General features: G+C 74.0%; 28 protein-coding genes and 1 pseudogene. 10 read left to right on the top strand and 19 right to left on the bottom strand.

All coding sequences use genetic code 11. The annotated features are described in order from the left end of the window. The 3 genes from ABD353_RS33665 to ABD353_RS33655 all read right to left on the bottom strand — a co-directional run. Window positions 1-372: hypothetical protein (locus tag ABD353_RS33665; protein WP_344627491.1), on the bottom strand; the 372-nt coding region annotated here is incomplete at its 3' end. Between the two features lie 146 nt (window positions 373-518). Then, a complete protein-coding gene (locus ABD353_RS33660) occupies window positions 519-1,577 on the bottom strand; it encodes an isopenicillin N synthase family dioxygenase (protein ID WP_344627490.1) in 1,059 nt (352 codons plus the stop codon). A gap of 286 nt (window positions 1,578-1,863) precedes the next feature. Beyond that, a complete protein-coding gene (locus tag ABD353_RS33655) occupies window positions 1,864-3,459 on the bottom strand; it encodes an AMP-binding protein (RefSeq protein WP_344627489.1) in 1,596 nt (531 codons plus the stop codon). A gap of 215 nt (window positions 3,460-3,674) precedes the next feature. Here ABD353_RS33655 and ABD353_RS33650 point away from each other — a divergent pair, with 215 nt between their 5' ends. Further along, the gene (locus tag ABD353_RS33650; RefSeq protein WP_344627488.1) at window positions 3,675-5,981 is read left to right on the top strand and encodes a transglycosylase domain-containing protein; all 2,307 of its coding nucleotides are present in this window, start codon (window positions 3,675-3,677) and stop codon (window positions 5,979-5,981) included. On the opposite strand, the gene ABD353_RS33645 is transcribed toward ABD353_RS33650, so the two are convergent. Next, a complete protein-coding gene (locus ABD353_RS33645) occupies window positions 5,975-6,562 on the bottom strand; it encodes a DinB family protein (RefSeq protein WP_344627487.1) in 588 nt (195 codons plus the stop codon). The genes ABD353_RS33650 and ABD353_RS33645 overlap by 7 nt on opposite strands. A 49-nt stretch (window positions 6,563-6,611) precedes the next feature. Beyond that, window positions 6,612-7,520, bottom strand: a complete 909-nt coding sequence (locus ABD353_RS33640) for an oxygenase MpaB family protein (RefSeq protein ID WP_344627494.1) — start codon at window positions 7,518-7,520, stop codon at window positions 6,612-6,614. A 254-nt stretch (window positions 7,521-7,774) separates the two neighbouring features. Here ABD353_RS33640 and ABD353_RS33635 point away from each other — a divergent pair, with 254 nt between their 5' ends. Beyond that, window positions 7,775-8,851 carry a PP2C family protein-serine/threonine phosphatase gene (locus ABD353_RS33635; RefSeq protein WP_344627493.1) on the top strand — a complete coding sequence of 359 codons (1,077 nt, stop codon included), beginning with the start codon at window positions 7,775-7,777 and terminating at the stop codon, window positions 8,849-8,851. Between the two features lie 57 nt (window positions 8,852-8,908). On the opposite strand, the gene ABD353_RS33630 is transcribed toward ABD353_RS33635, so the two are convergent. The 4 genes and pseudogenes from ABD353_RS33630 to ABD353_RS33615 all read right to left on the bottom strand — a co-directional run bounded on the left by ABD353_RS33630 (window position 8,909) and on the right by ABD353_RS33615 (window position 11,412). Beyond that, on the bottom strand, window positions 8,909-9,313 hold the full coding sequence (locus tag ABD353_RS33630) for a VOC family protein (RefSeq protein ID WP_344627486.1): 405 nt from the start codon (window positions 9,311-9,313) through the stop codon (window positions 8,909-8,911). A 196-nt stretch (window positions 9,314-9,509) separates the two neighbouring features. Further along, a pseudogene (locus ABD353_RS33625) lies at window positions 9,510-9,758 on the bottom strand (MFS transporter); the annotation flags it as partial. A gap of 7 nt (window positions 9,759-9,765) precedes the next feature. Then, the gene (locus ABD353_RS33620) at window positions 9,766-11,154 is read right to left on the bottom strand and encodes an NAD(P)-binding domain-containing protein (protein WP_344627485.1); all 1,389 of its coding nucleotides are present in this window, start codon (window positions 11,152-11,154) and stop codon (window positions 9,766-9,768) included. 51 nt (window positions 11,155-11,205) lie between these two features. After that, window positions 11,206-11,412 carry a hypothetical protein gene (locus tag ABD353_RS33615; protein ID WP_344627484.1) on the bottom strand — a complete coding sequence of 69 codons (207 nt, stop codon included), beginning with the start codon at window positions 11,410-11,412 and terminating at the stop codon, window positions 11,206-11,208. 200 nt (window positions 11,413-11,612) lie between these two features. Between ABD353_RS33615 and ABD353_RS33610 the strand changes: the two genes are divergently transcribed. The 3 genes from ABD353_RS33610 (at window position 11,613) to ABD353_RS33600 (ending at window position 12,891) form a co-directional block, all read left to right on the top strand. After that, window positions 11,613-11,978, top strand: coding sequence for an ArsR/SmtB family transcription factor (locus tag ABD353_RS33610; protein ID WP_344627483.1), 366 nt, complete (start codon window positions 11,613-11,615; stop codon window positions 11,976-11,978). Between the two features lie 81 nt (window positions 11,979-12,059). After that, the gene (locus tag ABD353_RS33605; RefSeq protein ID WP_344627482.1) at window positions 12,060-12,401 is read left to right on the top strand and encodes an ArsR/SmtB family transcription factor; all 342 of its coding nucleotides are present in this window, start codon (window positions 12,060-12,062) and stop codon (window positions 12,399-12,401) included. Continuing rightward, on the top strand, window positions 12,391-12,891 hold the full coding sequence (locus ABD353_RS33600; RefSeq protein ID WP_344627481.1) for a GNAT family N-acetyltransferase: 501 nt from the start codon (window positions 12,391-12,393) through the stop codon (window positions 12,889-12,891). The genes ABD353_RS33605 and ABD353_RS33600 overlap by 11 nt, the downstream gene beginning before the upstream one ends. 8 nt (window positions 12,892-12,899) lie before the next feature. On the opposite strand, the gene ABD353_RS33595 is transcribed toward ABD353_RS33600, so the two are convergent. The 3 genes from ABD353_RS33595 to ABD353_RS33585 form a co-directional block, all read right to left on the bottom strand. Next, window positions 12,900-13,952, bottom strand: a complete 1,053-nt coding sequence (locus ABD353_RS33595) for an ArsO family NAD(P)H-dependent flavin-containing monooxygenase (RefSeq protein ID WP_344627480.1) — start codon at window positions 13,950-13,952, stop codon at window positions 12,900-12,902. A 65-nt stretch (window positions 13,953-14,017) separates the two neighbouring features. Continuing rightward, a complete protein-coding gene (locus ABD353_RS33590; RefSeq protein WP_425555309.1) occupies window positions 14,018-14,782 on the bottom strand; it encodes an aquaporin in 765 nt (254 codons plus the stop codon). A gap of 61 nt (window positions 14,783-14,843) precedes the next feature. Beyond that, window positions 14,844-15,149 (bottom strand): ArsR/SmtB family transcription factor, encoded by a 306-nt coding sequence (locus ABD353_RS33585; protein ID WP_344627479.1) that lies wholly within the window; start codon window positions 15,147-15,149, stop codon window positions 14,844-14,846. A 169-nt stretch (window positions 15,150-15,318) separates the two neighbouring features. Here ABD353_RS33585 and ABD353_RS33580 point away from each other — a divergent pair, with 169 nt between their 5' ends. Further along, a complete protein-coding gene (locus tag ABD353_RS33580) occupies window positions 15,319-15,747 on the top strand; it encodes an arsenate reductase ArsC (RefSeq protein WP_344627478.1) in 429 nt (142 codons plus the stop codon). A 370-nt stretch (window positions 15,748-16,117) separates the two neighbouring features. Here the strand turns inward: ABD353_RS33580 and ABD353_RS33575 are convergent, their stop codons facing one another. Continuing rightward, window positions 16,118-16,807: an aspartate/glutamate racemase family protein gene (locus tag ABD353_RS33575; protein ID WP_344627477.1), complete on the bottom strand. Its 690-nt coding sequence runs from the start codon at window positions 16,805-16,807 to the stop codon at window positions 16,118-16,120. Between the two features lie 55 nt (window positions 16,808-16,862). Then, the gene (locus ABD353_RS33570; protein WP_344627476.1) at window positions 16,863-17,660 is read right to left on the bottom strand and encodes a DUF1963 domain-containing protein; all 798 of its coding nucleotides are present in this window, start codon (window positions 17,658-17,660) and stop codon (window positions 16,863-16,865) included. Window positions 17,661-17,730: 70 nt separating this feature from the next. Between ABD353_RS33570 and ABD353_RS33565 the strand changes: the two genes are divergently transcribed. Further along, a complete protein-coding gene (locus ABD353_RS33565) occupies window positions 17,731-18,312 on the top strand; it encodes a GNAT family N-acetyltransferase (protein WP_344627475.1) in 582 nt (193 codons plus the stop codon). 4 nt (window positions 18,313-18,316) lie between these two features. On the opposite strand, the gene ABD353_RS33560 is transcribed toward ABD353_RS33565, so the two are convergent. Continuing rightward, entirely contained in the window at window positions 18,317-20,014 is a 1,698-nt protein-coding gene (locus ABD353_RS33560; protein WP_344627474.1) for a purine-cytosine permease family protein, read from the bottom strand. 180 nt (window positions 20,015-20,194) lie between these two features. Then, window positions 20,195-20,980, bottom strand: coding sequence for a TIGR03084 family metal-binding protein (locus tag ABD353_RS33555; protein WP_344627473.1), 786 nt, complete (start codon window positions 20,978-20,980; stop codon window positions 20,195-20,197). 96 nt (window positions 20,981-21,076) lie between these two features. On the opposite strand from ABD353_RS33555, the gene ABD353_RS33550 reads away from it, so the two are divergent. Then, window positions 21,077-21,820 carry a helix-turn-helix transcriptional regulator gene (locus ABD353_RS33550; RefSeq protein ID WP_344627472.1) on the top strand — a complete coding sequence of 248 codons (744 nt, stop codon included), beginning with the start codon at window positions 21,077-21,079 and terminating at the stop codon, window positions 21,818-21,820. Window positions 21,821-21,841: 21 nt separating this feature from the next. On the opposite strand, the gene ABD353_RS33545 is transcribed toward ABD353_RS33550, so the two are convergent. Then, window positions 21,842-23,374 carry an AMP-binding protein gene (locus ABD353_RS33545; protein WP_344627471.1) on the bottom strand — a complete coding sequence of 511 codons (1,533 nt, stop codon included), beginning with the start codon at window positions 23,372-23,374 and terminating at the stop codon, window positions 21,842-21,844. A gap of 198 nt (window positions 23,375-23,572) precedes the next feature. Between ABD353_RS33545 and ABD353_RS33540 the strand changes: the two genes are divergently transcribed. After that, entirely contained in the window at window positions 23,573-24,217 is a 645-nt protein-coding gene (locus tag ABD353_RS33540; protein WP_344627470.1) for an NAD(P)-dependent oxidoreductase, read from the top strand. Between the two features lie 25 nt (window positions 24,218-24,242). On the opposite strand, the gene ABD353_RS33535 is transcribed toward ABD353_RS33540, so the two are convergent. Then, complete coding sequence (locus ABD353_RS33535) at window positions 24,243-25,025, bottom strand: dioxygenase family protein (protein WP_344627469.1); 783 nt, start codon at window positions 25,023-25,025, stop codon at window positions 24,243-24,245. Between the two features lie 104 nt (window positions 25,026-25,129). Here ABD353_RS33535 and ABD353_RS33530 point away from each other — a divergent pair, with 104 nt between their 5' ends. Further along, entirely contained in the window at window positions 25,130-25,594 is a 465-nt protein-coding gene (locus ABD353_RS33530) for a MarR family winged helix-turn-helix transcriptional regulator (RefSeq protein ID WP_344627468.1), read from the top strand. 19 nt (window positions 25,595-25,613) lie between these two features. On the opposite strand, the gene ABD353_RS33525 is transcribed toward ABD353_RS33530, so the two are convergent. Then, the coding region (locus tag ABD353_RS33525; RefSeq protein ID WP_344627467.1) for a PucR family transcriptional regulator at window positions 25,614-26,271 on the bottom strand (658 nt) is incomplete at its 5' end.

The following is a 26,271-nucleotide window of genomic DNA, read 5'->3' as shown; positions in this document are numbered from 1 at the left end:
GGGCACCAGGCAGCACAGGGTGCCGAGCAGGGCGGCCGCGGCGGTGGAGGCGGCGGTCAGGGCGCGGCGGGCCCGGGCCGGCAGCGTGTCGGCGAGCGCCAGGCGGGCGAGGGCGCCGCCGGTGAGCGCGATCAGCCCGAGCGAGGCGGCGAGGAAGCGCCACCCGGGCAGGGTGCCGTCGGCGCCGTCGCCGGAGAAGTGCACGGCGAGCGGCTCGGGCAGCTGGGGCCGCAGCCGGGCGTACACCAGCAGGACGGCCGCGGCTGCGGCCGCGGTCGGCAGGACGGTGACGGTGACCGCGGCACGGGACGGCCGGGGCGGCAGGGACGGCAGGGACGGCAGGGACGGTCGGGTTAACGGCAGTGCGGGCACGGGGATCCCTCCGGACGCGGACGATCGCGGATTGTTCGCACCATGCTAGAACATTCTCGGCACGGTGACGGAACGATCCGCGATCGTCGCTGCGAGCCTCCGGTGCCTCCGCCCGGGAACGGCCCCCGGGCCGCCCGGGCCCGCCGTCAGGCGGCCGTGAGCGGCAGCAGGTCGGCGTGGTGGCGGCGGGTGACCTCGGGGTGCGCCCGCAGGTAGCCCTTCAGCTCGTTCCGGCCGAACTCGGCGAACAGCGGGTTCGCCGGGTCCTGGGTGGCACCGGGCGCGTGGTGGGCCTGCGGGAACTCGAGCGGCTCGATGTGCGCGTCCAGCCGCGGGTTGTAGAAGAACGGCACCGAGAACCGCTCGCGGGCGCCGGGCGGGCTGACCACCCGGTGGCTGGTGGCCTTCAGGTAGCCGTCGGTGGCGACCTCCAGCAGCTCGCCGAGGTTGACCACGAAGGCGCCCTCCATCGGCGGCACCTCCAGGAAGGAGCCGTCGGAGCGCTCCACCTGCAGGCCGCCGACGGTGTCCTGCAGCAGCAGGGTGATGAAGCCGTAGTCCTTGTGCGAGCCGACGCCCTGCCCGGCGCCGTCCGGTGCCGTCCCGGGGTAGCGGACCAGCTTCAGCCGCAGGTGCGGGTGGCCGGCGAAGGCGTCGTCGTAGAAGTCCGGCCGGGCGCCGATCGCGGTGAGCAGTTCGTGCAGCAGCCTGCGGGCGACGCCGCCGAGCCGGTCGATCCAGTGCAGCGAGGCCTCGCGCAGCTCGGGCAGCGCGTCGGGCCACTGGTTGGGGCCCTCCAGCCACCAGTACGGCGGCTCGCCGGAGCCGGGCACGTGCGGGGGCAGTTCGGCGCCGATGTCGAGCTGGTCGCGCCAGTCCCGGCTGCCGCCGGTCCGCTCGTCACCGGTCCGGGTGTAGCCGCGGAAGTGCGGGGAGTTCAGGTTGCTCACGGCCAGCCGGTCGGCCTCGGGGAGGCCGAAGAAGGCGTGCATCGCGTCGGTGAGCGCGGCGGTCTCGGCCGGGGTCACGCCGTGGCCGACGAGCTGGAAGAAGCCGACGTCGGTGGCGGCGGAGCGGAGTGCCGCGTGCAGCCGCGCGCGGTCCTGGGCGCTGCCGTCGGCCAGCGAGAGGTCGATGACCGGGAGGTTCTCGGCGCGGTCGTCGAGGGGTCCGGTGGAACCGGTGGGACGGGACTGCTGGGTCATGGGTGACATCACCTGGGTGTCGAATGCCCCGGCGGGCCCGGCGGTCGCCGGGGACGCTGCCGCTGCCGCGCCGGGTGTGGCCGGTGCAGCGGGGCCGGGGGAGGGTGTGTGCCCGAAGGGCGGAGGACGAGCGGGATCAGCCGGAGCGTCGACAGGACATGCTCGTGACGCGGAGCAGGTCCACGTGGCGACGGCTGACGAGAAGGATCACGCCACCAGCGTAACGGACCGCGACCCGGTGGTGGCCGGGCCCTCGCCCGGCACTCCCGCCGCCCGGGGCGGGGGCTCACCCGGCGAGTGCGCGGGCCGCCCGTTCCCTCAGCTCGTTCTTTCTCACCTTGCCGCTGACCGTCATCGGGAAGCCCTCGACCACGTGCACGTGGCGGGGGGTCTTGTAGTGCGCGAGCCGGCCGCGGCAGAACTCGGCCACCTCCTCGGCCCCGAGCGTGCCGTCCGGGTCGCGCAGCACCACGAAGGCGCAGACCTCCTCGCCGTAGCGCTCGTCGGGCACGCCGACCACCTGGACGTCGGCGATCGCCGGGTGGGTGTGCAGGAACTCCTCGATCTCGCGCGGGTACACGTTCTCGCCGCCGCGGATGATCATGTCCTTGATCCGGCCGACGACCGCCAGGTAGCCGTCCTCGTGCATCACCGCGAGGTCGCCGGTGTGCATCCAGCCCCCGTCGTCGATCGCCTCGGCGGTGCGCTCCGGCTCGTTCCAGTACCCGATCATCACCGAGTAGCCGCGGGTGCACAGCTCGCCGGGCTCGCCGCGGCCGACCGTCCGCCCGGTCTCCGGCTCGACGACCTTCACCTCCAGGTGCGGCAGCACCCGGCCGACCGTGCCGGTGCGGTGCTCCAGGTCGTCGTCGCGGCGGGTCTGGGTGGAGACCGGCGAGGTCTCGGTCATCCCGTACGCGATGGCCACCTCGGCCATGTGCATCTCGGTCTGGACCCGCTTCATCACCTCCACCGGGCAGGGCGAGCCGGCCATGATGCCGGTGCGCAGCGAGGTGAGGTCGTAGGTCGCGAAGTCGGCGAGACCCAGCTCGGCGATGAACATCGTCGGCACGCCGTAGAGCGAGGTCGCCCGCTCGGCCTGGACCGCGTGCAGGGTGGCGGCCGGGTCGAAGCCCTGGCCGGGGATCACCACGCAGGCGCCGTGGCTGAGCGCCGCGAGGTTGCCCATCACCATGCCGAAGCAGTGGTAGAAGGGCACCGGCAGGCAGATCCGGTCCTGCTCGGTGTACCCGACCAGCTCGCCCACCCAGAAGCCGTTGTTGAGGATGTTGCGGTGCGAGAGGGTGGCGCCCTTCGGGAAACCGGTGGTGCCCGAGGTGTACTGGATGTTGATCGGGTCGTCCGGCGCCAGGTCGGCGGGGAACCCCCCGTCCCCGTCGAGCTCCAGGAACTCCGGGTCGCCGATCCACAGCGTCTCCCGCAGGCCCGGGCACTCCTCGCGGACCTCGGCCACCATCGCCCGGTAGTCGCTGGTGCGGTACTCGGGCTGGGCGACCAGCAGGCCCACCCCGGACTGGTTCAGCGCGTACGCCAACTCGTGCGTCCGGTAGGCCGGGTTGATGTTCACCAGGATCGCGCCGAGCCGGGCGGTGGCGTACTGCACCAGCACCCACTCCGGGCAGTTGAGCGCCCAGATGCCGACCCGGTCGCCGCGGCCGACCCCGCGCGCCCGCAGGCCGCGGGCCACCCGGTCGACGTCCCGGCCGAGTTCGGCGTACGTCCAGCGGCGGCCGCTCGGCACGTCCACCAGCGCCTCGCGCTCCGGGTGGGCGGCGACCGCCCGGTCCAGGCACTGCCCGATCGTCTCGTCCAGCAGCGGCACGTCGGTGCGGCCGTGCGTGTGGGACGCCTGTGCGGTCACCGTTGACCTCCTGGGCCGGTCGCGGCCGGGGGGGACCGGCCGGGACCAAGGCTTGCCACCGGACGCCGCCGCGTCAAGAGCACCCGGCCCGGCGCGCCGCCGGCCGCCCCCGGGGGGAGTCGCGGGGAGGACCGGCGAGCGCTGTCACGGAGTTGTGACGAAAGCGGGAAGAAAACCGGTTCGTGGCGGGCGATGGTTCGCCTAGGGTCGATCCCATGGCGCGTCACAACTCCATCGGTTACCGCAAGAAGGTCCTTCTGGCTGCTCGTCTGGTCGGCGCGAGCGCCCTGGGCGGCGTCCTCGTCGCGGGCCTGGCCCTGCCCGCCGTGGGGGCCGCCGGGCTCGGCGCGCAGTCTGCGGTGGAGGACTTCGACAGCCTGCCGGACGACTTCAGGACGCCGCCGCTCTCGCAGGCGTCGACCGTCTACGACGCGGCCGGCGGCACGATCGCCACCATCTACAGCCGGGACCGCACGGTCGTCGACGCCGACGCCATGTCGCCGCTGGTCAAGACCGCCCTGGTGGACATCGAGGACAGCCGCTACTACCAGCACGGCGCCGTCGACCTGAAGGGCGTGCTGCGCGCGCTCAACTCCAACGCCGCCTCCGGCACCACCGCGCAGGGCGCGTCCACCCTCACCCAGCAGTACGTCAAGAACGTCTTCGTCGACCAGGCGGGCGACGACGTGCAGAAGGTCCAGGAGGCGCAGCGGCAGACCCTGGACCGCAAGATCCGCGAGCTCAAGTACGCCATCAAGGTCGAGGAGACCCTGACCAAGGACCAGATCCTCGCCAACTACCTCAACATCACCTTCTTCGGCGAGAAGGCGTACGGCATAGAGACCGCCGCCCAGCGGTACTTCAGCGTGCACGCCAAGGACCTGTCGCTCCCTCAGGCGGCCCTGCTGGCCGGCCTGGTGCAGTCGCCGTCCGCCTACGACCCGATCGTCAACCCGGCCGCGGCCAAGACCCGGCGCGACACCGTGCTGCGCCGGATGGCCGAGCTCGGGCACATCACCGCGGCGCAGGCGGCGGAGGCGATCGCCACCCCGGTGGAGCTGAAGGTGACCCGGGCCCACCAGGGCTGCATCACCGCGGGGACGGGCGAGGGCTTCTTCTGCGACTACGTGCAGCGGGTGGTGCTCTCCGACCCGGCCTTCGGCAAGACCCCGGAGGAGCGGAAGGCGCTGTGGAAGCGCGGCGGCCTCCAGATCCGCACCACCCTCGACCCCAAGGCGCAGAAGGCGGTGCAGCAGGCCGTCACCGCGCACGCCGCGCCGTCCGACCGGCCGGCCGCGGTGATGTCGGTCGTCCAGCCGGGCACCGGCAAGGTGCTGGCGATGGCGCAGAGCCGCCCGTACGGGCTCGGCAAGGACCAGACCACGATCAACCTGAACGTGCCGAAGAAGATGGGCGGCGGCCTCGGCTTCCCGACCGGCTCCACCTTCAAGCCGATCGTGGCGGCGGCGGCGCTGGAGAACGGCATCCCGGTCAGCCGCACCTACACCTCGGGCTACAGCATGCCGTGGCCGGCGATGCAGGACTGCTCGGGCGGCCGCTTCCCGGAGAGCGGCGAGGTGCACAACGACAGCCGCGACCTGATCGGCAGCTTCGCCATGCCGGCCGCGATGAAGCAGTCGGTCAACACCTACTTCGCCAACCTGGAGGCCGAGACCGGCCTGTGCGAGGTGTCGAAGACGGCCGCCAAGCTGGGCATCACCCAGCAGGCCGGCGGCGAGAAGCTCAGCGTGGTGCCGTCGATGACCCTCGGCAGCAACGACCTGACGCCGCTGGAGATGGCGGGCGTGTACGCGGCGTTCGCCGCCCACGGCACCTACTGCGCGCCGACCGCGATCACCTCGGTGACCGGCCCGGACGGCAAGTCCCTCGCGGTGCCGAAGGCCTCCTGCACCGAGGCGCTGTCGCAGACCACCGCGGACACCGTCACCGCGATGCTCCGCGGCGTGGTCGAGGACGGCGGCACCGGCCACACCGCGGGCCTGTCCGACCGGGAGACGGCCGGCAAGACCGGTACCACCAACGAGGGCCGGCAGGTCTGGTTCGTCGGCTACACCCCGGAGATGGCCGCCGCGACGGTCGTCAGCGACACCATGAACCCGGCGCCGCTGGAGGGCCAGCGGATGGGCGGCGAGCGGATCGACGCCGCCTTCGGCGGTGCGGTCGCCGGTCCGATCTGGCGGCAGGCCGTCGAGGACGCCCTGGACGGCGTCCCGGCCGGCGAGTTCACCGCGGTGCGGCTGCCGTCCGCCGCGGAGCCGTCCGACTCCGAGCAGCCGACCCCGGGGACGGGCCGGCCGACCCAGGGCGGCGGGCAGCCGGCCACCGGGCAGCCGACCCAGGGCGGGCGGCCCACCCGGGGCGGCGACCAGACGGCCCCCGCCACCGGCCGGCCCGTCCCGGGAGGCAGCGGGCGCCCGACCCACGGCACCGGCGGGACCACCCCGGCCACCGGGCAGCCCGGCCCGGGCGCGGGGCAGCCGAGCCCGAGCGGCGGTCAGTAACCGGTCGCGCCGTCGAGGCGCTCGCGCAGCAGGTCCGCGTGGCCGTCGTGGCGGGCGTACTCGGCGATCATGTGGACCAGGATGCGGCGCAGTGACACCGGCTGCCCGGTGGCCCGGTGTACACCGGTGACGTCCAGCGAGGGGGCGGCGGCGACGATCTCCCGCGAGCGCTCGCACTGGGCCCGCCAGACGGCGAGCGCCTGCGCCGGGTCGCCGTCGAGGGTCTCGAAGTCCTGGTCGGGGTCGTCGTCGGAGTAGTAGAGCATCTCCGTCGGCAGCCCGGCGAACTGCAGGTGCAGCCACCACCGCTCGACCCCGGCGAGGTGCCGCAGCAGCCCGTGCAGGGTCAGCCGGGAGGGCGGCACCGCGTGCTCGGACAGCTGCGCGGCCGTCAGCCCGGCGCACTTGAGGGCCAGCGTCTCGCGGTGGTGCTCCAGGTAGGCGGTGAGGATCTCCCGCTCGTCGCCGACCAGCGGGAGGGCGGGCCGGGCGCCGCCGTCGTCCCACGCCTGGGAGTAGTTCTGCGGCGGGATCTCGGGAACGGGGTTCGCCGTCGCGGGGTTCTCGGGGTTCTCGGTCATCCCGCCAGCCTGGCACGGGCCGCCGACAGTGCCCGGGAGCGGCGGTGCGTCAGGACGCCCCCGCGCCGAAGGGGCAGCCGCCGCCGGTCCTCCCGTCGGCGGGCCCGCCGGCCGGTGCCTCGAACGTGCCGAGCTCGGAGATGCGGTACCCGTCGGGGTAGCCGCGGACCTGCCGGCCGTCCCGGGCCAGGTGGGGCTTGCGGCGCGGCGGCAGCAGCCGGACCAGCCGGCCGCGCAGCCGCATCCCGCCGCGGACCAGCGCGGTGAGGACGGCCGGCGGCCTCGGGTAGCCGAACGCCTCCCGCAGCGGGTCGTCCAGCAGGCAGATCGAGGAGCGCCGCATCTGGACGCCGAGCGGGCGCGGGTACCAGCTCGCGGTGAGGTCCAGGGTCGCGTCGGAGACCGCCCGGCCGCCCTCGTCGAAGGCGAAGTTCGCCCGCTCGTAGGCGTCCAGCAGCCGCTCGAACTCCTCGTACGTCTCCGGGACGTCCCGCAGGCCCATGTGCCGGCCGAGCTCGCGGTAGTAGTTGACGGCGGCGCGGACCTCGTGCGCGGAGTACGGCCGCCAGCCGTAGTCGTCGAGCCAGCGCTTGGGCACCACCACGAAGGTGGCGAGGACGTAGACGAAGTCCTCGTTCGAGATCTCGTACCGCCGGTGCATCCCGTTCATCCGGCGGATCGCCTCACGGCCCTGCTCCGAGCCGAAGCCGTGCTCCAGCACGGCCTCCAGGATCAGCACGGTGTCGTCGTACCGCTTCTGCGCGCGCCCGGTGAACTCTCCCGTCCGGGCCAGCAGCCGGCCGATGGAGGGCACCGCGTAGGTGCGGTAGAGCGCGAAGCCGAGCGACTGGTTGGTGTCCCAGGGGAACTCGTACCAGCTGCTGATCCGGTAGATCTCCGCGTAGTCCGTCTCCGGATCGAGCTGCCGGATGCGGTCCAGCCAGTCGTGACGCTTCATCATGGACCTTCCGGCGGACTGGTACGGGAGCGGTCCCGACTGTAGGGGCTGTCCAAGATCACGGTCAACGGCGCCGCCCGCCCTGCCGCCCGCCCTGACGCCGGGCCTGCGGAGCGCCGTGGTGCCGCCGGGCCGCGGGCCGTGTCGCGGAGGTGTGCGGACCGTCGCGGGTGCAGGGTGGAGGGGTGACGGTGCACGGACGGCGGCGCCCGGCTGCCCTGCGCGGGGCGTGGCAGCGAGCCCATGCGCTGGTGATGATCCCGCTGGGCTTCATCGTGCTGATCTCGGTGGTCGACCTCGCCTCCCCGACCGACGTGCACCTCGGCCCGCTGCTGGTGGTCGCCCCCGCGATCACCGCCTCCTTCGGCGGCCCCTGGTTCACCGGCCTGATCGGCGCCCTGGCGGTGACCGCGCAGGTGGTCATCGGGATCTTCCACGGCGGCCTGTTCACCACCAACCACGAGACCCAGATCATCGCGCTGATCCTGGTCTCCACGCTGATCGTGCTGTACTGCCGCGTCCGGGAGAGACGCGGGCGCGAACTCACCCGGGTGCGGTCCGTCTCCGAGACGGTGCAGCGGGTGCTGCTGCGGCCGCTGCCCGACCGGCTGGGGCCGCTGCGGCTCGCCGCCCTCTACCTGCCCGCCGAGGACGAGGCCCTGCTCGGCGGCGACCTGTACGCGGCCACCCGGGTGCCCGGCGCCACCCGGGTGCTGATCGGCGACGTCCGCGGCAAGGGCCTCACCGCGATCGAGGACGCCGCCCAGGTGCTCGGCGCCTTCCGCGAACTCGCCCACCACCACACCGGGCTGCCGGGCCTCGCCGCCGCCCTCGACGCCGGCTTCGCCCGCCACCTGGCCGAGACCGCCGGGAACGCCACCGGGAGCGCGGACGGGAACGCGGGTGGGGACGACGCCGTCGAGCGCTTCGTCACCGTGCTGCTCGCCGACCTGCCCGACGACCCGGTGGAGCCGGTCCGGATCGCCAACTGCGGACATCCGCCGCCGCTGCTGCTGGCCGAGGGCAAGGCCGTCCGCACCCTGGAGGCGGTCCATTCCGCCCCGCCGATCGGACTCGGCACCCTGCCCGGCGCGCACTACCGGCAGGAGGCCTACGACGTGCACTCCGGCGAGACCCTGCTGCTCTACACCGACGGCGTCACCGAGGCCCGCGACGGCGAACGCGCCTTCTACCCGCTCGCCGAACGCGCCGCGGACTGGGGCGGCGTCGAGCCGTCCGCGCTGGTCGACCGGCTCCGCCGCGACCTGCTGGCGCACGTCGGCGGACGGCTGAAGGACGACGCCGCGGCGGTGGCCATCGAACGCGCCTGACCGGGCGGAGGCCCGGCAGGCGGAGGCCCGGCCGTCGGAGACTGGGCAGGCGGAGGCTCAGGGGCGGGCCGGGCGCTCCTGGACGGCCCAGCCGTTGCCGTCCGGGTCGGCGAAGAACACGAAGGAGTTCCAGTCCCCGCCCTTGCCCTCGGCCTTCACCCCGTCCTCGAAGTGCTGCACCGGGCTGACCTCGACGCCGCCCTCGACCAGGGCCGCCCTGGCCGCCTCGACGTCGTCCACCACCAGCTGCAGACCCTGCATCGAACCGGGCTGGGAGTCGCTGACCCCGGTGCCGATGATGATCGAGCAGGCCGAGCCCGGCGGGGTCAGCTGGACGATCCGGGCCTCCGCGCCGATCCGGGTGTCGGTGTCGACCACGAAACCGACCCGGTCGGCGTAGAAGTGCTTGGCCCGGTCCACGTCGGAGACCGGGACGACCACCACTTCGAGCTTCCAGTCCACGCTTCCCCGCCTCCGCCCGTCGCTCCCGCCTGCTGCGGTCCGGCCGCCGGCCCGCCTCCACCCACTGTGCTGGACGGGCCACTCGGCGTCCCGGCCGACACGCAGGGTCGCGGGCCGTGTGTTCCTGCAGTTCGGCCAGGCGATTCGGACTCGAAGAATGGCGAACGGATGTTCACCCCTGAGGGTGTGCCCGTTAGCGGTCGATGATCCGGCCGACCGGGATGCCGGCCGGAGCCGACAGGAGCAGGGCGGCGGTGAACGCGGCGGTCGCCTGCGCGGTGGTCCAGCCGGTGTCGGCGGTGATGCGCGGGGCGAGGACGGGGAAGGCGTAGTAGAGGATGCCCCAGCCGGTGATCCGGGTGATGCACGGGGCGGGCAACACGGCGCGGGGCCGCGACCGGTCCTCCGTTCCGGTCGCGGCCCCGCCGAGGTGAGTGGCAGTCACGGGCCGGTCAGCAGCCGCCGCTGGTGGAGCACGACGAGGATTCGGTGGCGGGGGCGCCGAGGGCGATCAGTTGGGGTGCGGCCGGCACCGAGCAGCAGCCACCGCCGTCGCTCCGGGCCGCGGCGGGCTCGTCGAACAGACCGGCGCCGCCGCAGACCCCGGTCTCGGGGAGGGTGAGTTCGACGCGCGCGGCCGCCTCCGCGTCGCCGGCGAGGCGGGCGGCGACCGATCGGACCTGCTCGTATCCGGTCATGGCGAGGAACGTCGGCGCCCGGCCGTAGGACTTCATGCCGACCAGGAACACGCCCTCCTCGGGGTGGGCGAGCTCGGCAGCGCCGTGCGGGTAGACGGTGCCGCAGGAGTGCTGGTTCGGGTCGATCAGCGGCGCGAGCGCGGTCGGGGCCTGGAGGCGCTCGTCGAGGCCGAGCCGGACCTCGGACAGGAAGGACAGGTCCGGGCGCAGGCCGGTCAGGACGACGACCTGGTCCACCGGTTCGCTGCGGCGGCCGTCCTCGGCGACCAGGACGACCTTGCCGCCCTCGGTCTGGACGGCGGCGGTGCGGAAACCGGTGAGCGCGCTGGCGTGGCCGTCCTCGACGGCCTTCTTCGCGCGCAGGCCGAGGGCGCCGCGGGCGGGCAGCTGGTCGGCCTCGCCGCCGCCGTAGGTGCTGCCGGTGATGCCGCGGCGCAGGACCCACACGGTGTGCGTACCGGGCTCGGTCTTGGCGAGGTCGGCGAGGTGGGCCAGTGCGGTGAACGCGGAGGCGCCGGTGCCGACCACCGCGGTGCGCTTGCCCGCGAACCGTTCCCGGACGGCCGGGTCCGCAAGGTCGGGGATCCGGTAGGAGATGCGGCCGTTCGCGGCGCGCTCGCCGAGAGCGGGCAGGCCGTTGGCGCCGAGCGGGTTCGGGGTGGACCAGGTCCCGGACGCGTCGACGACGGCGCGCACCAGGAGGCGCTCCTCGCGGCCGTCGGCGTGCTCGACGTGCACGGTGAACGGCTGCTCGTCGCGGCCGGAGTCGACGATGCGGTCCCGTCCGGCGCGGGCCACCCCGGTCACCCGGGTGTTGTAGCGGACGCGGTCGCCCAGCGCGTCGGCGAGCGGCTGCAGGTACTGCGTCGCCCAGTTGCCGCCGGACGGGTAGACGGTGCCGTCGGGCCGGATCCAGCCGGTGGGAGCCAGGAGCTTCTCGGCGGCCGGGTCGATCACCTCCGCCCACGGGGAGAACAGCCGCACGTGGGCCCACTCGCGCACCGCCGTGCCCGCGGAGGGCCCGGCTTCCAGCACCACGGGCTCGATGCCGCGCTCGATCAGGTGGGCGGCGGCGGCCAGGCCGATCGGACCGGCGCCGACGACGGCGACGGGCAGGGCGGCGGCGGGGGTGTTCTCGCTCATCTCAGGATCTCCGGCTCGATGGATCGGTCAGGCGTTTCGGACGGGGGCGGGTCAGCAGCAGCCGGTGCCGGCGGCGACGGCCTCGCTCTTGGCGGCCGGGGCGCAACAGGAGCCGGTCTCGGCGGCGTCCTTCGCGGTGCCGCAGCACGGGGTCGCCGCGGTCTCCACCTCGACCGTCGGGGCCGGGGCGTCGTTCTTGGCGCCGCAGCAGCCGGTGGTGGACCGGACGGCCGGGGCAGGGGCGGTGGGCTCGGTCATGGCTGCCTCCCGAAGGCGAACGGGGCCTTGTTTCGACGTTTGTCGATGGCCTGCCGTGTGGCCAGCATGACACCTGCTTCGATGGGCGTCAACATAGACGATTGTCGAAGTCGGAAGCTCTCGGTGGCGGATGTGCGGCCCCGTTCCGGCCGGCCGGGGCGGGACTTCCGAAGTGATTCGACAGATGCCAACATAGATACATGTCGAATCCCCAGGTGATCGAGCTGCCGGTGCTGGAGCCGGAGGCCGTGCCGTGCTGCCCGCCGCTGACCTCCGCCCCGCTGTCGGAGGAGGACTCGGTCAAGATGGCGGCGATGTTCAAGGCCCTGTCCGACCCGGTCCGGCTGCGGCTGTTCTCGCGCGTCGCGTCCCACGAGGGCGGCGAGGCCTGCGTGTGCGACATCCAGGACGTCGGCGTCTCCCAGCCCACCGTCTCCCACCACCTCAAGAAGCTCCGCGAGGCCGGCCTGCTCACCTCCGAGCGCCGCGGCACCTGGGTCTACTACCGCGTCGCCCCGGGCGTGCTCGCTGCCATGGCCGCCATGCTCACCGCAGCCGGCGGCTGACCGGACCCGCCCGCCTGCCCGGGTGCCCGGCTTGTCCGGGACTTCCCGCCCGCCCGATTCATCGACTATCGTCGATTGTCGATGAATGAGTCGAGCTGCACCACCCCCGTGATCGACGCCGAGGCCGCCGCGCTGTATGCGGCGTGGTTCAAGGCGCTCGCCGACCCGACCCGGATCCAGCTGCTGCACCTGCTCGCCACCGAGGGTCGCCCCATGAGCGTGGGCGAGATCGTCGAACGGTCGCCGATCGGGCAGTCCACGGTCTCCCACCACCTGAAGGTCCTCGCCGAGGTCCGCTTCGTCCTGCCCGAGAAGCACGGCACCTCCACCAGGTACGAGGTCAACCGGACCTGCCTTGCGGTCTTTCCGGCCGCGGTCACGGCGATCCTGGGCGAGAGCGAGGACACCGGCCATGCCCGCTGATGTCGCGATCGTCCCGATGGCGGACTCCCACGCGGGGCAGGTGCTGGCGATCTACCAGGCCGGTATCGACGAGGGGAACGCCACCTTCGAGACCGCGGCCCCGAGCTGGGAGGCGTTCGACGCCGCCAAGCTGCCCGACCACCGCTTCGTCGCCCTCGGCGAGGCCGGTGAGGTGCTGGGCTGGGTCGCGGCGAGCCGGGTCTCGGACCGGTGCGCGTACGCCGGGGTGGTCGAGCACTCGGTCTACGTCCACCCCGGCGCGCGTGGCCGCGGCGTCGCCGGCCGGCTGCTGGAGGCACTGATCGCCTCGACGGAGGCGGCCGGGATCTGGACGATCCAGTCCGGGGTGTTCCCGGAGAACACCGCCAGCCTCGCCCTGCACGCGCGGGCGGGGTTCCGGGTGATCGGCATCCGGGAGCGCATCGGCCGCCACCACGGCACGTGGCGCGACGTCGCGCTGATCGAGCGCCGCAGCCCGGTCGTCGACTGAGCGGTGCGTCAGGCGAGAAGCTGCTGGATCTCCGCGACGGCGGAACGGGCGGTGCGGCCGACGCCGATGAGCGTGGCGGACGCCGGACCGGTCCAGTCGCCGTAGCCGAGCAGATGGATGCGCTCGTCGGCCAGGGCCCGGGTGCCGTCGGTGGGGATACGGCCGGCGCCGCCGCGCAGGCCGAGTGCGGCGAGCGGCCCGAGGGCCGGGCGGAAGCCGGTGCACCAGATGACCGCGTCGCACGGCCACCGCTCCCCGTCCTCCCGGACCACCGCGTCCGCCTCCATCCGTTCGAACATCGGACGGGCGGTGAGCAGGCCCCGGTCGCGGGCGGCGCGGACGGGCGGGACGGTGACGATGTCGCCGAGGTCGGAGATCCGCGGCCCGTCGCCGGCGACGCGGCGGGTGGCGATCTCGAACAGGGCCCGGCCGTCGATCTCGTCCGGGAGGAAACGCGGCGGGCGCAGGGTGGTCCAGCGGACGGCGGCGGCCTGCCCGGCGAGGTCGGCGGCGATCTGGGCGCCGGAGTTCCCGCCGCCGACCACGACGACCCGCCGGCCGGTGAAGTCGGCGGCGGTGCGGTATCCGTGGGTGTGGAGCTGGCGGCCCGCGAAGGCCTCCCGGCCGGGCAGCGCGGGGAGGAACGGCCGGGACCAGGTGCCGGTGGCCATGACCAGCGCCCGGGTGAGCCAGGTGCCGGTATCGGTGTGGGCCAGCAGCAGGCCGTCGCCGGTGTCCTCGATTGCCCGGACCGTCACGGGGCGGTGGACGGGCAGCTCGTACCGCTTCTCGTACTCGGCCAGGTACTGGGCGACGTGCTCGGCATCCGGGTAGGTCTGCCCGGCCTGGTGGGGCATCGGCCGGCCCGGCAGCGATGAGTAAGCGGCCGGGGAGAACAGGCGCAGGCTGTCCCAGTAGTGCTGCCAGGAGCCGCCCGGAGCATCGGCCGCATCGAGGACGGCGAAGTCGAGCTTCGTGCGGCGCAGGTAGTAGCCGGCGGCCAGGCCGGCCTGACCGCCGCCCACGACCAGGACGTCGACGGCTGCGGGCTGCTGGCTCATGAGCGTCTCCCGGAGATGGCGCGGCCGCCGCACACGTTGGAGGGGTGTGCGACGGCCGGTGGCGGCTACTTGCGGCCGGTGCGGTGGGCGAAGATCAGTACGACCAGCGCGAGGCCCACGGCGCCGCCGATCAGCTGCATTCCGATGAACCCGGGAACCGAGGACGGGGCGATGCCGGCGAAGGTGTCGGTGAACGCGCGGCCGATCGTCACCGCCGGGTTCGCGAACGAGGTGGAAGAGGTGAACCAGTACGCGGCACCGATGTAGGAGGCGACCGCGACGGGGGCGAACCGCAGCAGGTCGCTCTTGCCCAGACCGAAGATCAGCAGCACCAGGCCGGCTGTGGCGACGACCTCGCCGAGCAGCAGGTGCCCGGCCGAGCGGTCGTGCGTCGACCACTCGACGAGGGGCTTGCCGAACATGGCGTCCGCCAGGATCGCACCCGCGATCGCACCGGCGATCTGCGCCGGGATGTACGCGGCGACCTCCCGCGCGCCGAGGCCCTTCGGGTCCTTGCGGCCGGACCACCACTCCGCGAGGGTGACGACCGGGTTGAAGTGCGCGCCGGAGACCGGGCCGAGGAGCAGGATCAGCACGCCGAGGCCGAAGACGGTGGCCAGGGAGTTGGCCAGCAGCTGCAGGCCGACGTCCTGGCTGAGCTCGGTGGCCTGGATGCCGGAGCCGACCACGACCGCCACCAGTGCGGCGGTGCCGACCGACTCGGCCGCGAGGCGGTTCAGCAGCGGCACCGGCGGCGGCTCGACCGCCAGCGGCTCCTCGGCGGCGTCCACGTGGTTCACGGGGTCAGTCTCGGATCTCGCCTCGTCCATGACGCTCAAGGACACTCCTCATGCAGGGCGGGGAAAGCCGCCGGTGGGACTGTGGGGGGATTCAGCAGGAGCGCTTGCGGCCTGCTGCCTCGCGGGCGGTGGCGGCCAGCCCGGCAAGGTCTCCGGCCAGGGCCTCCAGGGCCTCGGGGCGGAGCGAGTAGTAGGTGAAGCGCCCGCACGGCTCGGTGTCCACGAGGCCGGCGTCCCGAAGGAGCTTCAGGTGGTTCGACAGGTTGGTCTGTCTGGCGCCGGTCTCCGCCACCAGATGGGTCGTGCACAGCGCCTCGCGGGCGAGGAGCTGGACGATCCGCATCCGCAGCGGGTCGGCCAAGACCCTCAACACATCACTGTCGACTGACGTCACCATGGGCTGATACGTTACCGGTGCCGAGCCCGCTTGGCGAGCCCCGCCGCCCGGCCGCCACCGGGGTTGACCTGCGGTTCCTTCCGGCTGCATCGCCGGTCGGATGCCGCTGAAATCCCCGGTCGTCCCGCATCGGATCCGGGGTCACCGCACAACGAAGGACATGCCACCGATGACCACCACGCCGCTCGCCTCCGTGCTGTTCGTCTGCATCCACAACGCCGGCCGCTCCCAGATGGCCGCGGGCTTCCTCACCCACCTCGCCGGCGACCGCGTCGAGGTCCGCTCCGCCGGATCCGTGCCCGGCGAGATGGTCAACCCGTCCGCCGTCGCCGCGATGGCCGAGCTCGGCATCGACATCTCCGACCAGAAGCCGAAGATCCTCACCACCGAGGCAGTCCAGGCGTCCGACTACGTCATCACCATGGGCTGCGGCGACGCCTGCCCGTACTTCCCCGGCAAGAAGTACCTCGACTGGAAGCTGGAGGACCCGGCCGGCCAGGGCGTCGAGGCCGTCCGCCCGATCCGCGACGAGATCAAGACCCTGATCGAAGGCCTGATCGCCGAGATCGACGCCAAGGCCGCCGCACGGGAGAGCTGACGCGCCCCGCCGCCGGGGACGGCTGCCGGCCGGCGGTCTCGGGGTCCGTGAGGGGGCCGTCCTCCTGACCGCCCTTCGCGGGCCGGAAGGCCTCCTGCATGAGCTTGGTGCCGAGGAGGCTGTGCTGGTGCTGCTGAATCAGGCTCGGGTGCGGCGGTCACCCTGCTGACGACCAGATGGGGTTGGTGCAGCGGGGCGGCGGCGGACGCGTTCGCGCAGCACCGTGTCGACCAGGGCGAGCGTGTGCTCGTCCAGAACGGCGGTGCGGGGGCCGTCGGACCGGGAGCGGTGAGGTGGTCCGCCACCAACCCGGTCGCCACCCGCCTCGACCCACTGCGGCTCGGCCTGTGACCCGTGTCCGGACGGGATGTCAGGCCAGGGCCGCCGCCACGGCCGCCTCGGCGTGCAGCCGGGTGGTCGGGAAGACCGGCACCGGGCTGTCCTCGGGCCCGACCAGCAGCTCGATCTCGGTGCAGCCCAGCACCACGCCCTCGGCGCCGCGGGCCACCAGGCCGGCGATCACCTCGCGGTACGCGGCCCGGGACTCCTCGCGGACCACGCCGAGGCACAGCTCCTCGTAGATCACCCGGTGCACCTCGGCCCGCCCGGCGGCGTCCGGCACCAGTACCTCCAGGCCGTGTCCGGCGAGGCGGCCCCGGTAGAAGTCCTGCTCCATGGTGAAGGCGGTGCCGAGCAGGCCGATCCGGCGCAGCCCCGCGGCCCGGACGGCCCCGGCCGTGGTGTCGGCGAGGTGCAGCAGCGGCACGTCCACCGCCGCCTCGACCCGGTCGGCCACCTTGTGCATGGTGTTGGTGCAGATCAGCAGCAGGTCGGCGCCAGCCGCGGCCAGCGAGCGCGCGGCCCCGGCCAGGACCTCGCCCGCCTCGTCCCAGCGGCCGGCGGTCTGCAGCCGCTCGATCTCGGCGAAGTCGACCGAGTACAGCACGCACTTCGCCGAGTGCAGCCCGCCGAGCCGCTCCCTGGTGAGCTCGTTCAGCAGCCGGTAGTACTCGGCGGTCGACTCCCAGCTCATTCCGCCGATCAGTCCGATCGTCCTCATCGCGCCACTCTCGCACACCGCCCGGCCGGGCCCCGCCGGGGGTTCGGCCGGGGGTTCAGCAGCACCGGCCCTCGGCGCCGGCCCGGGTGAAGTCGCCGGCTGCGAGCGCCCCGGCGGGGATCGTGAAGTAGAGCGAACCGGCGTCGCCCCAGCCCCAGTTCAGTTCGGCGTCACCGGCGAGCTGCAGCAGGTGGACGGCGGGCCCGTCGGCGTCCCGGACGGTCACCGGGGAGCCGTAGGAGGTGTCCGGCCAGCCGAAGGCGCGGTGGCGGTCGGCGGTGTTGCCGTTCAGGCCCTCCATGGTGTCGAGGAGCAGCGAGGGGGCGCCCCAGTGCGCGTCCCGGTCGAAGGGGAGGTCCTCGTCCTCGACGTCCCAGCAGTCAGGGAGCATGACGACCCCTTCGGTGCGGACGGGCACCGCGGGGTAGCGCGTCGCAGGTCCGGGCGCGTCCGTCTCCACGGCCCGCGCCGGGTCGGCGGGGAGCACCCGGTACATGGCGGGGGAGGAGGTGTCGAGCTTCGCGTACTGCTCGTACGGGACGTCCGGGTCGAGTTGGAAGAAGTTCAGCAGGCCGGGCCGGACGGGCAGGTGGTCGCCGAGCCAGGGGGCGAGCGCGTCGGTGTCGAGGACGGCGAGCAGGGAGAGCGGCATGCCGTCGTGGACGGGCCAGGGGGTGCCGGGCTCCAGCAGGGCGGGGCCGCCGAGCCGGCAGCGGCCGGTGGCCGGGGCGCCGTCGGCCGGGCGCTCCAGCCGGAAGCCCCGGCGGGCCGTCGCGGCGAACCGGCCGCCGGCCTCCTCGCCGAGCCGTTCGGTGCAGATCAGGTGCAGGGCGGCGTCGTCCTCGAACTCCATGCCCGTGATCGTCCCAGGGCCGGGGAAACCGGTTGGCAGCGGGCCGCCGCGGCGGGTACGACTGGTGGCCATGACCCTCACCGCGCCCGGTTTCGCCCCCGTCCCGCTCGACCTCGGGGACGTCCTCCTGCTGCCCTGGGGCGCCGGGCTGCTGCGGTACGCGCCGGGCGTCGCCCGGATCACCGCGGACGAGGAGGTCGCCCTGTGGAACCCGATCCACGAGACCGACCCCGAGGCCTGGATCCTCGGCCACGCGGACGGCGGCAGCGGGGACGTCGCGGGCTTCGCCGTGCTGGACGCGGCCACCGCGGCCCTGCTCGGCACGGTCGGCCTGTACTGGCCGAACCGTGCCGACGGGCAGGCCGCCATCGGCTACCGGCTGCTGCCGGAGGCCCGCGGCCGCGGCGTGGCGACCCGGGGCACCGCGGCGGCCGCCCGCTGGGCGTTCGCCACCGCGGGTGTCCGCCGGATCGAGCTGTGCCACGCCGTCGGCAACACCGCCTCCTGCCGGGTCGCCGACCGCTGCGGCTTCCCGCTGGAGGGCACCCTGCGGGCCTCGCACCGCTACGGAGACGGCCGCCACCACGACGAGCACCTGCACGCCCGCCTCGCCGGAGACCCGGAGCCCGTGGCCTTCGGCGCGGCCCGCTGAGGGTTCACTCCCGGGCGGTCGGCATGCCGATCAGGACGGGCCCGTCCGCTGCGCCGCGGGTGCAGGCGTCGTGGCAGTCGGCGTCCAGGCTGCAGCAGAGCGAGCAGACGGTGCCCTCGTGGAACGGGCAGTGCGCGGTGTCCGGCACCTCGTACGCGGTCTCGCAGACCGTGCACACCCGGGTGTCGGTGGCATCCGCGTTGCCGGCGTCCGGGTTGGGCCGGGCCAGGTAGTAGCGGCCCCCGGTGGCCTTGGCGATCAGCGGGCTGAGCGCCATGGCCAGCACCAGCGCGACGAACGGGCTGAACGCCTTGGCGTACGTGCCGAACCAGCCGAAGAAGGCGGCGATGGAGACCGCGGCGGCCACGCACATCGCCCCGAAGCCGGCCGGGTTGACGGCGTACAGGTGGGCCCGCTTGAACTCGATGTGCTTCGGGCTCAGCCCCAGCGGCTTGTTGATCACCAGGTCGGCGGTGACGGCGCCGATCCAGGCGATCGCCACGTTGGAGTAGAAGCCGAGCAGGCTGCCCAGGGCGCTGAACATGTCGAGCTCCATCAGCAGCAGCGCGATGCCGCAGTTGAGGAAGATGTACCAGACCCGCCCGGGGTGGCGGTGGGTCAGCCGGGAGAAGAAGTTCGACCAGGAGAGCGAGCCGGAGTAGGCGTTGGTCGAGTTGATCTTGATTTGCGAGACGACCACGAACAGGCCGGCCAGCGGCAGCGCCGCCGCGCCCAGCCAGGGCCGCAGCGACTCCACGTACGGCGCGATCGGCTCCAGCGCCCTGGTCTCGCCGACCGCGTCCAGCGCGGCGAACGCCAGCAGCGCGCCGCCCAGTTGCTTCAACGCGCCGATCACCACCCAGCCCGGACCGGCGGCCAGCACCGCGAGGTCCCAGCGGCGGGCGTTCTCCGGCGTGCGCCTCGGCATGAACCGCAGGTAGTCCGCCTGCTCGCCGATCTGCGCGATCAGCGACAGCGCCACGCCCGTGCCGAGCCCGAAGCCGAGCAGGGTGAACCCGGAGCCGACCCCGGCGGTGCCGCCGAAGTGCGTGAACGCGCCGAAGACACCGGGGGAGTGGAACGCCAGCACCACGAAGGGCGCGACCAGCCCGACGATCCACACCGGCTGCGTCCACGCCTGCATCCGGGCGATCCAGCTCATCCCCTTGAACACGATCGGGATCACGACCAGCGTGGTCAGCAGGTAGCCGACCGGCAGCGGGACGTGCAGCACCTCGTGGAGGGCCTGCGCCATGATCGAGCCCTCGAGGGCGAAGAAGATGAACGTGAAGCTCGCGTACACCAGCGAGGTCAGGGTCGAGCCCAGGTAGCCGAAGCCCGAACCGCGGGTCAGCAGATCCATGTCGACGCCGTTCGCCGCACACGCCCGGGCGATCGGGATGCCGGTCAGGAAGATCACCACGGCGGCCGTCAGGATCGCCGCCAGCGCATTGGTGAAGCCGTACGACATCACGATGCCCGCACCGATCGCGTAGTCCGCGAGGTAGGCGATACCGCCGAGCGCCGTCGACGCCACCGCCGTCGGCGACCAGCGGCGGAAGGAGTGCGGCGCGTACCGCAGCGAGTAGTCCTCCAGAGACTCGTCCGCCGCGCTGCCCCGGTACGAGCGGCGCGGCCCGGTGCCCGGCAGTCCGCCGTCGTCGGGCCGGGCCGGGGCGTGCGGGCTGGTCGTGTCGGTCATGTCACCGCTCCCGTCTGTCCTCGGGTTGTGCGGCGAGGGTAGGGGCGAGGGGTTAAGCGCACCGGCGCGCCGCGGTTTCACCGCCGTAACTGCATCCGGTCGGTGACGCACCGTCAACCGGACACGCCGACGGCCGCGGGCGGGGCCTGCCGGCCGGGGACCGGCAGGCCCGCGGCGGCGTCAGCCCAGCGGTTCGCGGCCCTTGCCGGGCGGGCCGGCGAAGGCCTGCACGATCGGCAGCCAGGCCCGCGCCGTGTCCCCGACCGCGGTCAGCGCGAGGTCGTCGAGGTGCCGCCGCCGGGTGGCGAGCAGGCAGAAGTCCAGTGCGGGGCCGGTGATCCGGTCGGCCGCGTCCTCGGCACCCCACGTCCACGACTCGCCCGCCGGTCCGGTGAGTTCGACCCGCACCGGCACCTGTGGCGCGGGCAGGCCGTGCACCGAGAACGCGAACCCCATGGTCCGCACCCCCAGGTGCGCGATGTGCCGCAGCCGGGCGGTCGGCGGCCGGACGGCGCCCAGCGCGTCGGCGACGTCCTGCCCGTGCGCCCAGGTCTCCATCAGCCGGGCGGTGGCCATCGACGGCGCCTTCATCGGCGGCCCGAACCACGGCAGCCGGGTCTCCGGCGCGACGGCCGCCAGCGCCGCCGCGAGCTCCGCCCGGCCGGCCCGCCAGCGGCCGAGCAGCACCTCCGGCGGTTCTCCGGCGCCCTCCGCCGCGCCGCGCTCCACCACGTCGAACCCCGCCTCGAACGCCTGCTGCGCCTCGGCCGTGAACCGCTCCGGGTCGCTCGCCGCGAGCAGCGACCAGCGGTCCGTCCAGGCCAGGTGGGCCAGCTGGTGGGCGATCGTCCACCCCTCGGCGGGAGTGGCCTTCGCCAGTCCCGCGGCGTCCAGGTCCGCCACCAGGGCGTCCAGTCCGTCGCTCTCCGCCGCGAGGTCCGCGAGCAGCGCGGTGATGTCGGCCATCCGTCTCCCCTTCTCGTCCATGTCCCGTGGTGCGGGCAGGCCCATCCTGCTGCCGCACGCCTCCCCGAACCAGGGGGCCCGTGTGAGAATCGCCCGGTGAGGAGCGCAGCCCCCGAACCCCCGGACACCCGCGCCGCCGAGCTGGTCCGCTCCGCGGTGCTCGCGGACCTGGCCCGCCGGGTGGTCGCCGACTGCGGCGCGGACGTCGGCCTGGTCGGCGTGCCCGACGCCCGGGGCGCCGAGGGCGCCGAGGGCGCCGAGGGCGCCGAGGACGCCATGGTGCTGCGCCACTGGGCCGGCACCCGCGCCGACCTGCTGCACAACCTCCGGGTGCCGGCCGGCACCGGCCTCGGCGGCCGGGCCCTCGCCGAACGCGCGCCCGCCTGGGTGCCCGACTACCGGGCCGCGACCACCATCTCCCACCACTACGACGCGGCGGTCGGCGCCGACGACCTGTACGCGATGCTCGGCGTGCCCCTCGTCCACGACGGTGCGGTGCACGGCGTGGTGTACGCCGCCCTGCGCACCGTGGTGCCGTTCGGCGACGTGCGGATCGGCGCGGTCGCCGAGCTGGCCCGGACGGCCACCAGGGCGCTGGCGGGCGCCGCGGCCTGGGGCGGCCGGGCGGCCGGCCGCTCCGCGGAGGCGGGGCTCACCCCGCGCGAGCACGAGGTGCTGCGGTGGGCGGCGACCGGCCGGACGAACCCGGAGATCGCCGCCCGCCTCGGCCTCAGCAGCCACACCGTGACGGGCTACCTGAAGAGTGCGATGCACAAGCTCGGCGCCCGCAACCGGGTCGAACTGGCCGTCGCCGCCCGCGAGCGGGGCATCCTCGGCTGACCGGAATGAATTGAGGATCCGTCAGTTGACGCCGCGCTCCCGGCCGGACCAGTACGGCTCGCGCAGCCGGAACTTCTGCAGCTTGCCGGTGGCGGTGCGGGCCAGCGCGGTGCGGAACTCCACCGAGGTGGGCGACTTGTAGCCGGCCAGCCGCTGCTTGCAGTGCGCGATCAGCTCGGCCTCGTCGGCCTTCGCGCCCTCGCGGAGCACTACCAGCGCCTTGATGGTCTCGCCCCACTTCTCGTCGGGCACGCCGATCACCGCGACCTCCTCGACCGCCGGGTGCCCGTACAGGCAGTCCTCGACCTCGATCGAGGAGACGTTCTCGCCGCCGGTGATGATGACGTCCTTCTTGCGGTCGGAGATGGTGAGGTAGCCGTCGGTGAGGGTGCCGCCGTCCCCGGTGTGGAACCAGCCGTCCTGCAGCGCGGCCGCCGTCTCGTCGGGGCGCTCCCAGTAGCCGTCCAGCACGGTGTTGGAGCGGACGAGGACCTCGCCCTGCCCGTCCACCCGCACGGTGGTGCCGAGCGCGGGCGCACCGGCCTGCACCAGCTTCTCGGCGCGTTCGGCGGGCGGCAGGGCGTCCCACTCGGCGCGGGTGCGGTTCACGGTGACCGCGGGCGAGGTCTCGGTCAGCCCGTAGAGCTGCATGAACTCCCAGCCCAGTTCGGCCTCGACGCGCTGCACCACGGAGGTCGGCGGGGGAGCGCCGGCCACCACCATCCGCACCCGGTCCCGGCCGGGCAGCGGCCCGTCCCAGGTCTCGGCGGCGGCGAGCACGGCGGCGACCACCGCGGGCGCGCCGCACAGGAAGGTCACCCCGTGCTGCTCGATCCGGCGCAGGATCTCGGCGCCGTCGACCTTGCGCAGCACCACGTGCTTGCCGCCGACGCCGGTGATCACGTAGGGCAGGCCCCAGCCGTTGGCGTGGAACATCGGCAGGGTGTGCAGGTAGACGTCCCGGTCGCCGGCCCCGAAGTGCAGGCCCATCAGCGTGGCGTTCAGCCACAGGTTGCGGTGGGTGAGCCGGACCCCCTTGGGGCGCGCGGTCGTTCCGCTGGTGTAGTTGATCGTCGCGGTGTCCGACTCGGCGACGGGGTGCCGCACCGGCTCGCGGTCGAAGGCGTACAGCTCCCGGTCGCTCTCCGCGCCGAGGACGAAGCGGTGCTCGACCGGCACCCCGGCCAGCGCGTCCGCCACCTCCGGGTCCATCAGCAGCACCGAGGCGCCGCTCTGCTCGACGATGTAGGCGACCTCCTCGGCCTTCAGCCGGAAGTTCACCGGCACCAGCACCCGGCCGAAGCCGCTCACACCGAAGAAGGAGGTCATCAGGCGGGCGGAGTTCTGCGAGACGACGGCCACCCGCGCGCCGGGCCCGACCCCGAGCCGGTCGAGGCCGGCGGCCTGGGCGCGGGCCAGTTCGGCCATCCTGCGGTAGGTCACCTCGCCCCAGGACCCGGCCGGCTGCACCGGCTCGTCGACGATCCCGATCCGGTCGCCGTACACCTGCTCGGCCCGGTCGAGGAAGTCCATCACGGAGAGTGGAGTCTGCATGGGGCCACTGTGCCCGCGGCCCCGGCGCCCGGACACCCCCGATCGGGGGTGTTACGCACAACGGCGTACCCCGTCGCCGGCCCGCCCCGGGCGGCCGCACCGCCGTGTGCGACGGCGCCGCGCGTCGCAGCGCCGCGGCGGACGGGCCCGGACCCATGCTGGGGGTGAGACGCTGCCGGACGGAGAGGCGGGCACACCATGGCGAGGATCGCGGTCTTCGGCGCCAACGGGTCGATCGGCCGGTGCATCGTCACCGAGGCGCTCTCCCGCGGACACCGGGTCACCGCGGCCGTCCGCGACCCCGCCCGCTACCAGGGGCTCACCCCGGAGATCACCCGCGGCGACGTGCTCGCCGCCGAGGACGTCACCCGGGTCGCCGAGGGCCAGGACGTCCTGGTCAGCGCGGTCGGCGGCGGGGACGGCCCGGGCACCCGGCGGCTGGTCGAACCGGCCGCCCGGGCCCTGGTCGCCGGTCTGCGCGCACTCGGCTCGGCCGCCCCGCGGCTGATCGTCGTCGGCGGCGCCGGGAGCCTGGAGACCGCACCCGGCGTCTGCGTCTGGGACACCCCCGGGCTGACCGCCGACGTGCGGGAGATGATGCACGCGCACGGAGAGGCCCTCGCCTTCTTCCGCACCGTCGCCGACCTGCAGTGGACGGTGCTCAGCCCGGCGGCCGACCTCCTGCCGGGCGAACGCACCGGGCACTACCGCACCGACACCGACCGCCTGGTGATCGACGCCGAGGGCCGCAGCGCCGTCAGCATCCCCGACTTCGCGGTCGCCCTGGTCGACGAGATCGAGCAGCCCCGGCACCTCGGCGAGCGCTTCACCTGCGCCCACTGAGGGGCCGTCGGGCCGGGTGCGGCGTTCAGCCGATCTGCACCGAGCGCTTGGCCAGACCCATCCAGAAGCCGTCGATCACGCTGCGCTGGGTGCCGAGCTCGGCCTCGCCGGCGCCCAGGGTCACGAACAGCGGGGCGAAGTGCTCGGTGCGCGGGTGGGCGAAGCGGCCGGCCGGCGCCTTGTGCTCGAAGTCGAGCAGCGCGTCCACGTCCTTCGCCTCCAGGGCGCGGCGGCCCCAGTCGTCGAACTCGGCCATCACCGAGGAGACCCGGCCGTCGGTGCTGAGCGCCCGCAGGTTGTGGGTGAAGAAGCCGCTGCCCACGATCAGCACGCCCTCGTCGCGCAGCGGGGCGAGCCTGCGGCCGATCTCCATCAGCCGCTGCGGGTCGAGGGTGGGCAGCGACACCTGCAGCACCGGGACGTCCGCGTCCGGGAACATCTCCACCAGCGGCACGTACGCGCCGTGGTCGAGGCCGCGGTCCGGGATGTCCTGCACCGGCATGCCGGCGGTGCGCAGCAGCTTGCGCACGCCGTCCGCGAGGGCGGGCGCGCCGGGCGCCGCGTACTGCACCCGGTAGTAGTGCTCGGGGAAGCCCCAGAAGTCGTAGACCAGCGGGACGGTGGTGGTGGCGCCCAGCGCGAGCGGGGCCTCCTCCCAGTGCGCGGAGACCATGAGGATCGCGGTGGGCCTGGGCAGGTCGGCGGACCATGCGGCGAGCTGACCGGGCCAGACCGGGTCGTCGGCGAGCGGCGGCGCGCCGTGCGAGAGGTAGAGGGTGGGCATGCGCCCGGGGGCTGCGGTGCTCATGGTGGTCGTCCTCCGTGGCCTGTCACCAGTGGTTCAAATTTTAACCACCTGGTGTCGACGGTACACCCTCATTCAAATTTGAACAACCACGGTACGATCGACCCATGGACGAACCCCGTTGGCTGAACGAGAACGAGATGGCCGCCTGGCGCGGCTTCGTCGCCGCCACCAACCTCGTCGCCCGCCACCTCGAACGCCAGCTCAAGGAGGACGCCGGCCTCTCCCACACCCAGTACGAGATCCTCGTCCAGCTCTCCGCCGCCCCCGACGGCTCGCTGCGGATGACCGACCTCGCCGACCGCCTCCTCACCTCCAAGAGCGGCCTCACCTACCAGGTCGGCCAACTCGAACGCAGCGGCCTGGTCTCCCGACGCTCCTGCCCCAGCGACGTCCGCGGCGTCTTCGCCGAGATCACCGACCAGGGCTGGGAGGCGCTGCGCGCCGCCGCCCCCGGCCACGTCGCCGCCGTCCGCGAGGCGCTCATCGACGTCCTCACCCCCGCCCAGCTCACCGGCCTCGCCGACAGCCTCGGCACCGTCGCCGCCCGGCTGCGCCCCCGCACCGACTGACGCGGCCCCCCGGCCGTCCTCAGCGGCGCCTCGCACCCGCGGCGGCCCGGGGGCGGGCGGCCGGGGCCCGGTCCGGACCGGCCGCGGGCGCGCAGAGCAGGGCGGCGCGGAGGTCGAGGCGGTCCTGCAGCCGGGCGAGGCTGCGGCCGGTGAGCTCCTCGATCCGGCGCAGCCGGTAGTGCACGGTGTTGACGTGCAGGTGGAGCGCCTCCGCGGTGCGCGTCCAGGAGCAGTCGTGCGCCAGGAAGGCGTCCAGCGTGCCCAGCAGCGAAACGGCGTTCGCCCGGTCGTGGGCGGCCAGCGGGGCGAGCAGCCGGTGGTGGAACGCGGCCCGGACCTCCGGCGGGGTGCCGAGCAGCAGCGCCGCCAGCGAATCGGTCTCCGCGCTGCTGGCCACCGTGCCGGCGGGGGCGGACTCCAGCGCGTACGCGGCCTGCACCAGTGCCCCGCCGAGCGCGGCCGGCGGTCCGACGCCCGCCCGCAGGGTCCGCCGCCCGGTCAGCCGGGACTGCAACCGGGGCAGCGCGGCCCGTAGCGCGCGGGTGGTCTCGGCCGGTGCGGCGGCGGTGAGGGCGCAGGCGCCGCCCCGGCGGTCCGGAGCGGCGGCGAACGGCTCCCCCGTCCCGTGCAGCGCCTCGGCCAGCGCCGCGCAGGCCCAGCCCGCGGGGGCGCCGTCG

Origin of the sequence: Kitasatospora arboriphila (assembly GCF_039528095.1) — a bacterium.
GTDB lineage: Bacteria > Actinomycetota > Actinomycetes > Streptomycetales > Streptomycetaceae > Kitasatospora > Kitasatospora arboriphila.
This window is presented reverse-complemented; position numbering and strand designations above follow the sequence as displayed.

Excerpts from the sequence above, each read along its gene's own strand:
- ABD353_RS33660 (WP_344627490.1), bottom strand. The coding sequence starts at position 1,577 with ATGACCCAGCAGTCCCGTCCCACCGGTTCCACCGGACCCCTCGACGAC.
- ABD353_RS33650 (WP_344627488.1), top strand. The coding sequence starts at position 3,675 with ATGGCGCGTCACAACTCCATCGGTTACCGCAAGAAGGTCCTTCTGGCT.
- ABD353_RS33645 (WP_344627487.1), bottom strand. The coding sequence starts at position 6,562 with ATGACCGAGAACCCCGAGAACCCCGCGACGGCGAACCCCGTTCCCGAG.
- ABD353_RS33640 (WP_344627494.1), bottom strand. The coding sequence starts at position 7,520 with ATGAAGCGTCACGACTGGCTGGACCGCATCCGGCAGCTCGATCCGGAG.
- ABD353_RS33635 (WP_344627493.1), top strand. The coding sequence starts at position 7,775 with ATGATCCCGCTGGGCTTCATCGTGCTGATCTCGGTGGTCGACCTCGCC.
- ABD353_RS33620 (WP_344627485.1), bottom strand. The coding sequence starts at position 11,154 with ATGAGCGAGAACACCCCCGCCGCCGCCCTGCCCGTCGCCGTCGTCGGC.
- ABD353_RS33615 (WP_344627484.1), bottom strand. The coding sequence starts at position 11,412 with ATGACCGAGCCCACCGCCCCTGCCCCGGCCGTCCGGTCCACCACCGGC.
- ABD353_RS33610 (WP_344627483.1), top strand. The coding sequence starts at position 11,613 with ATGTCGAATCCCCAGGTGATCGAGCTGCCGGTGCTGGAGCCGGAGGCC.
- ABD353_RS33605 (WP_344627482.1), top strand. The coding sequence starts at position 12,060 with ATGAATGAGTCGAGCTGCACCACCCCCGTGATCGACGCCGAGGCCGCC.
- ABD353_RS33600 (WP_344627481.1), top strand. The coding sequence starts at position 12,391 with ATGCCCGCTGATGTCGCGATCGTCCCGATGGCGGACTCCCACGCGGGG.
- ABD353_RS33595 (WP_344627480.1), bottom strand. The coding sequence starts at position 13,952 with ATGAGCCAGCAGCCCGCAGCCGTCGACGTCCTGGTCGTGGGCGGCGGT.
- ABD353_RS33590 (WP_425555309.1), bottom strand. The coding sequence starts at position 14,782 with ATGGACGAGGCGAGATCCGAGACTGACCCCGTGAACCACGTGGACGCC.
- ABD353_RS33585 (WP_344627479.1), bottom strand. The coding sequence starts at position 15,149 with ATGGTGACGTCAGTCGACAGTGATGTGTTGAGGGTCTTGGCCGACCCG.
- ABD353_RS33580 (WP_344627478.1), top strand. The coding sequence starts at position 15,319 with ATGACCACCACGCCGCTCGCCTCCGTGCTGTTCGTCTGCATCCACAAC.
- ABD353_RS33575 (WP_344627477.1), bottom strand. The coding sequence starts at position 16,807 with ATGAGGACGATCGGACTGATCGGCGGAATGAGCTGGGAGTCGACCGCC.
- ABD353_RS33570 (WP_344627476.1), bottom strand. The coding sequence starts at position 17,660 with ATGGAGTTCGAGGACGACGCCGCCCTGCACCTGATCTGCACCGAACGG.
- ABD353_RS33565 (WP_344627475.1), top strand. The coding sequence starts at position 17,731 with ATGACCCTCACCGCGCCCGGTTTCGCCCCCGTCCCGCTCGACCTCGGG.
- ABD353_RS33560 (WP_344627474.1), bottom strand. The coding sequence starts at position 20,014 with ATGACCGACACGACCAGCCCGCACGCCCCGGCCCGGCCCGACGACGGC.
- ABD353_RS33555 (WP_344627473.1), bottom strand. The coding sequence starts at position 20,980 with ATGGCCGACATCACCGCGCTGCTCGCGGACCTCGCGGCGGAGAGCGAC.
- ABD353_RS33545 (WP_344627471.1), bottom strand. The coding sequence starts at position 23,374 with ATGCAGACTCCACTCTCCGTGATGGACTTCCTCGACCGGGCCGAGCAG.
- ABD353_RS33540 (WP_344627470.1), top strand. The coding sequence starts at position 23,573 with ATGGCGAGGATCGCGGTCTTCGGCGCCAACGGGTCGATCGGCCGGTGC.
- ABD353_RS33535 (WP_344627469.1), bottom strand. The coding sequence starts at position 25,025 with ATGAGCACCGCAGCCCCCGGGCGCATGCCCACCCTCTACCTCTCGCAC.
- ABD353_RS33530 (WP_344627468.1), top strand. The coding sequence starts at position 25,130 with ATGGACGAACCCCGTTGGCTGAACGAGAACGAGATGGCCGCCTGGCGC.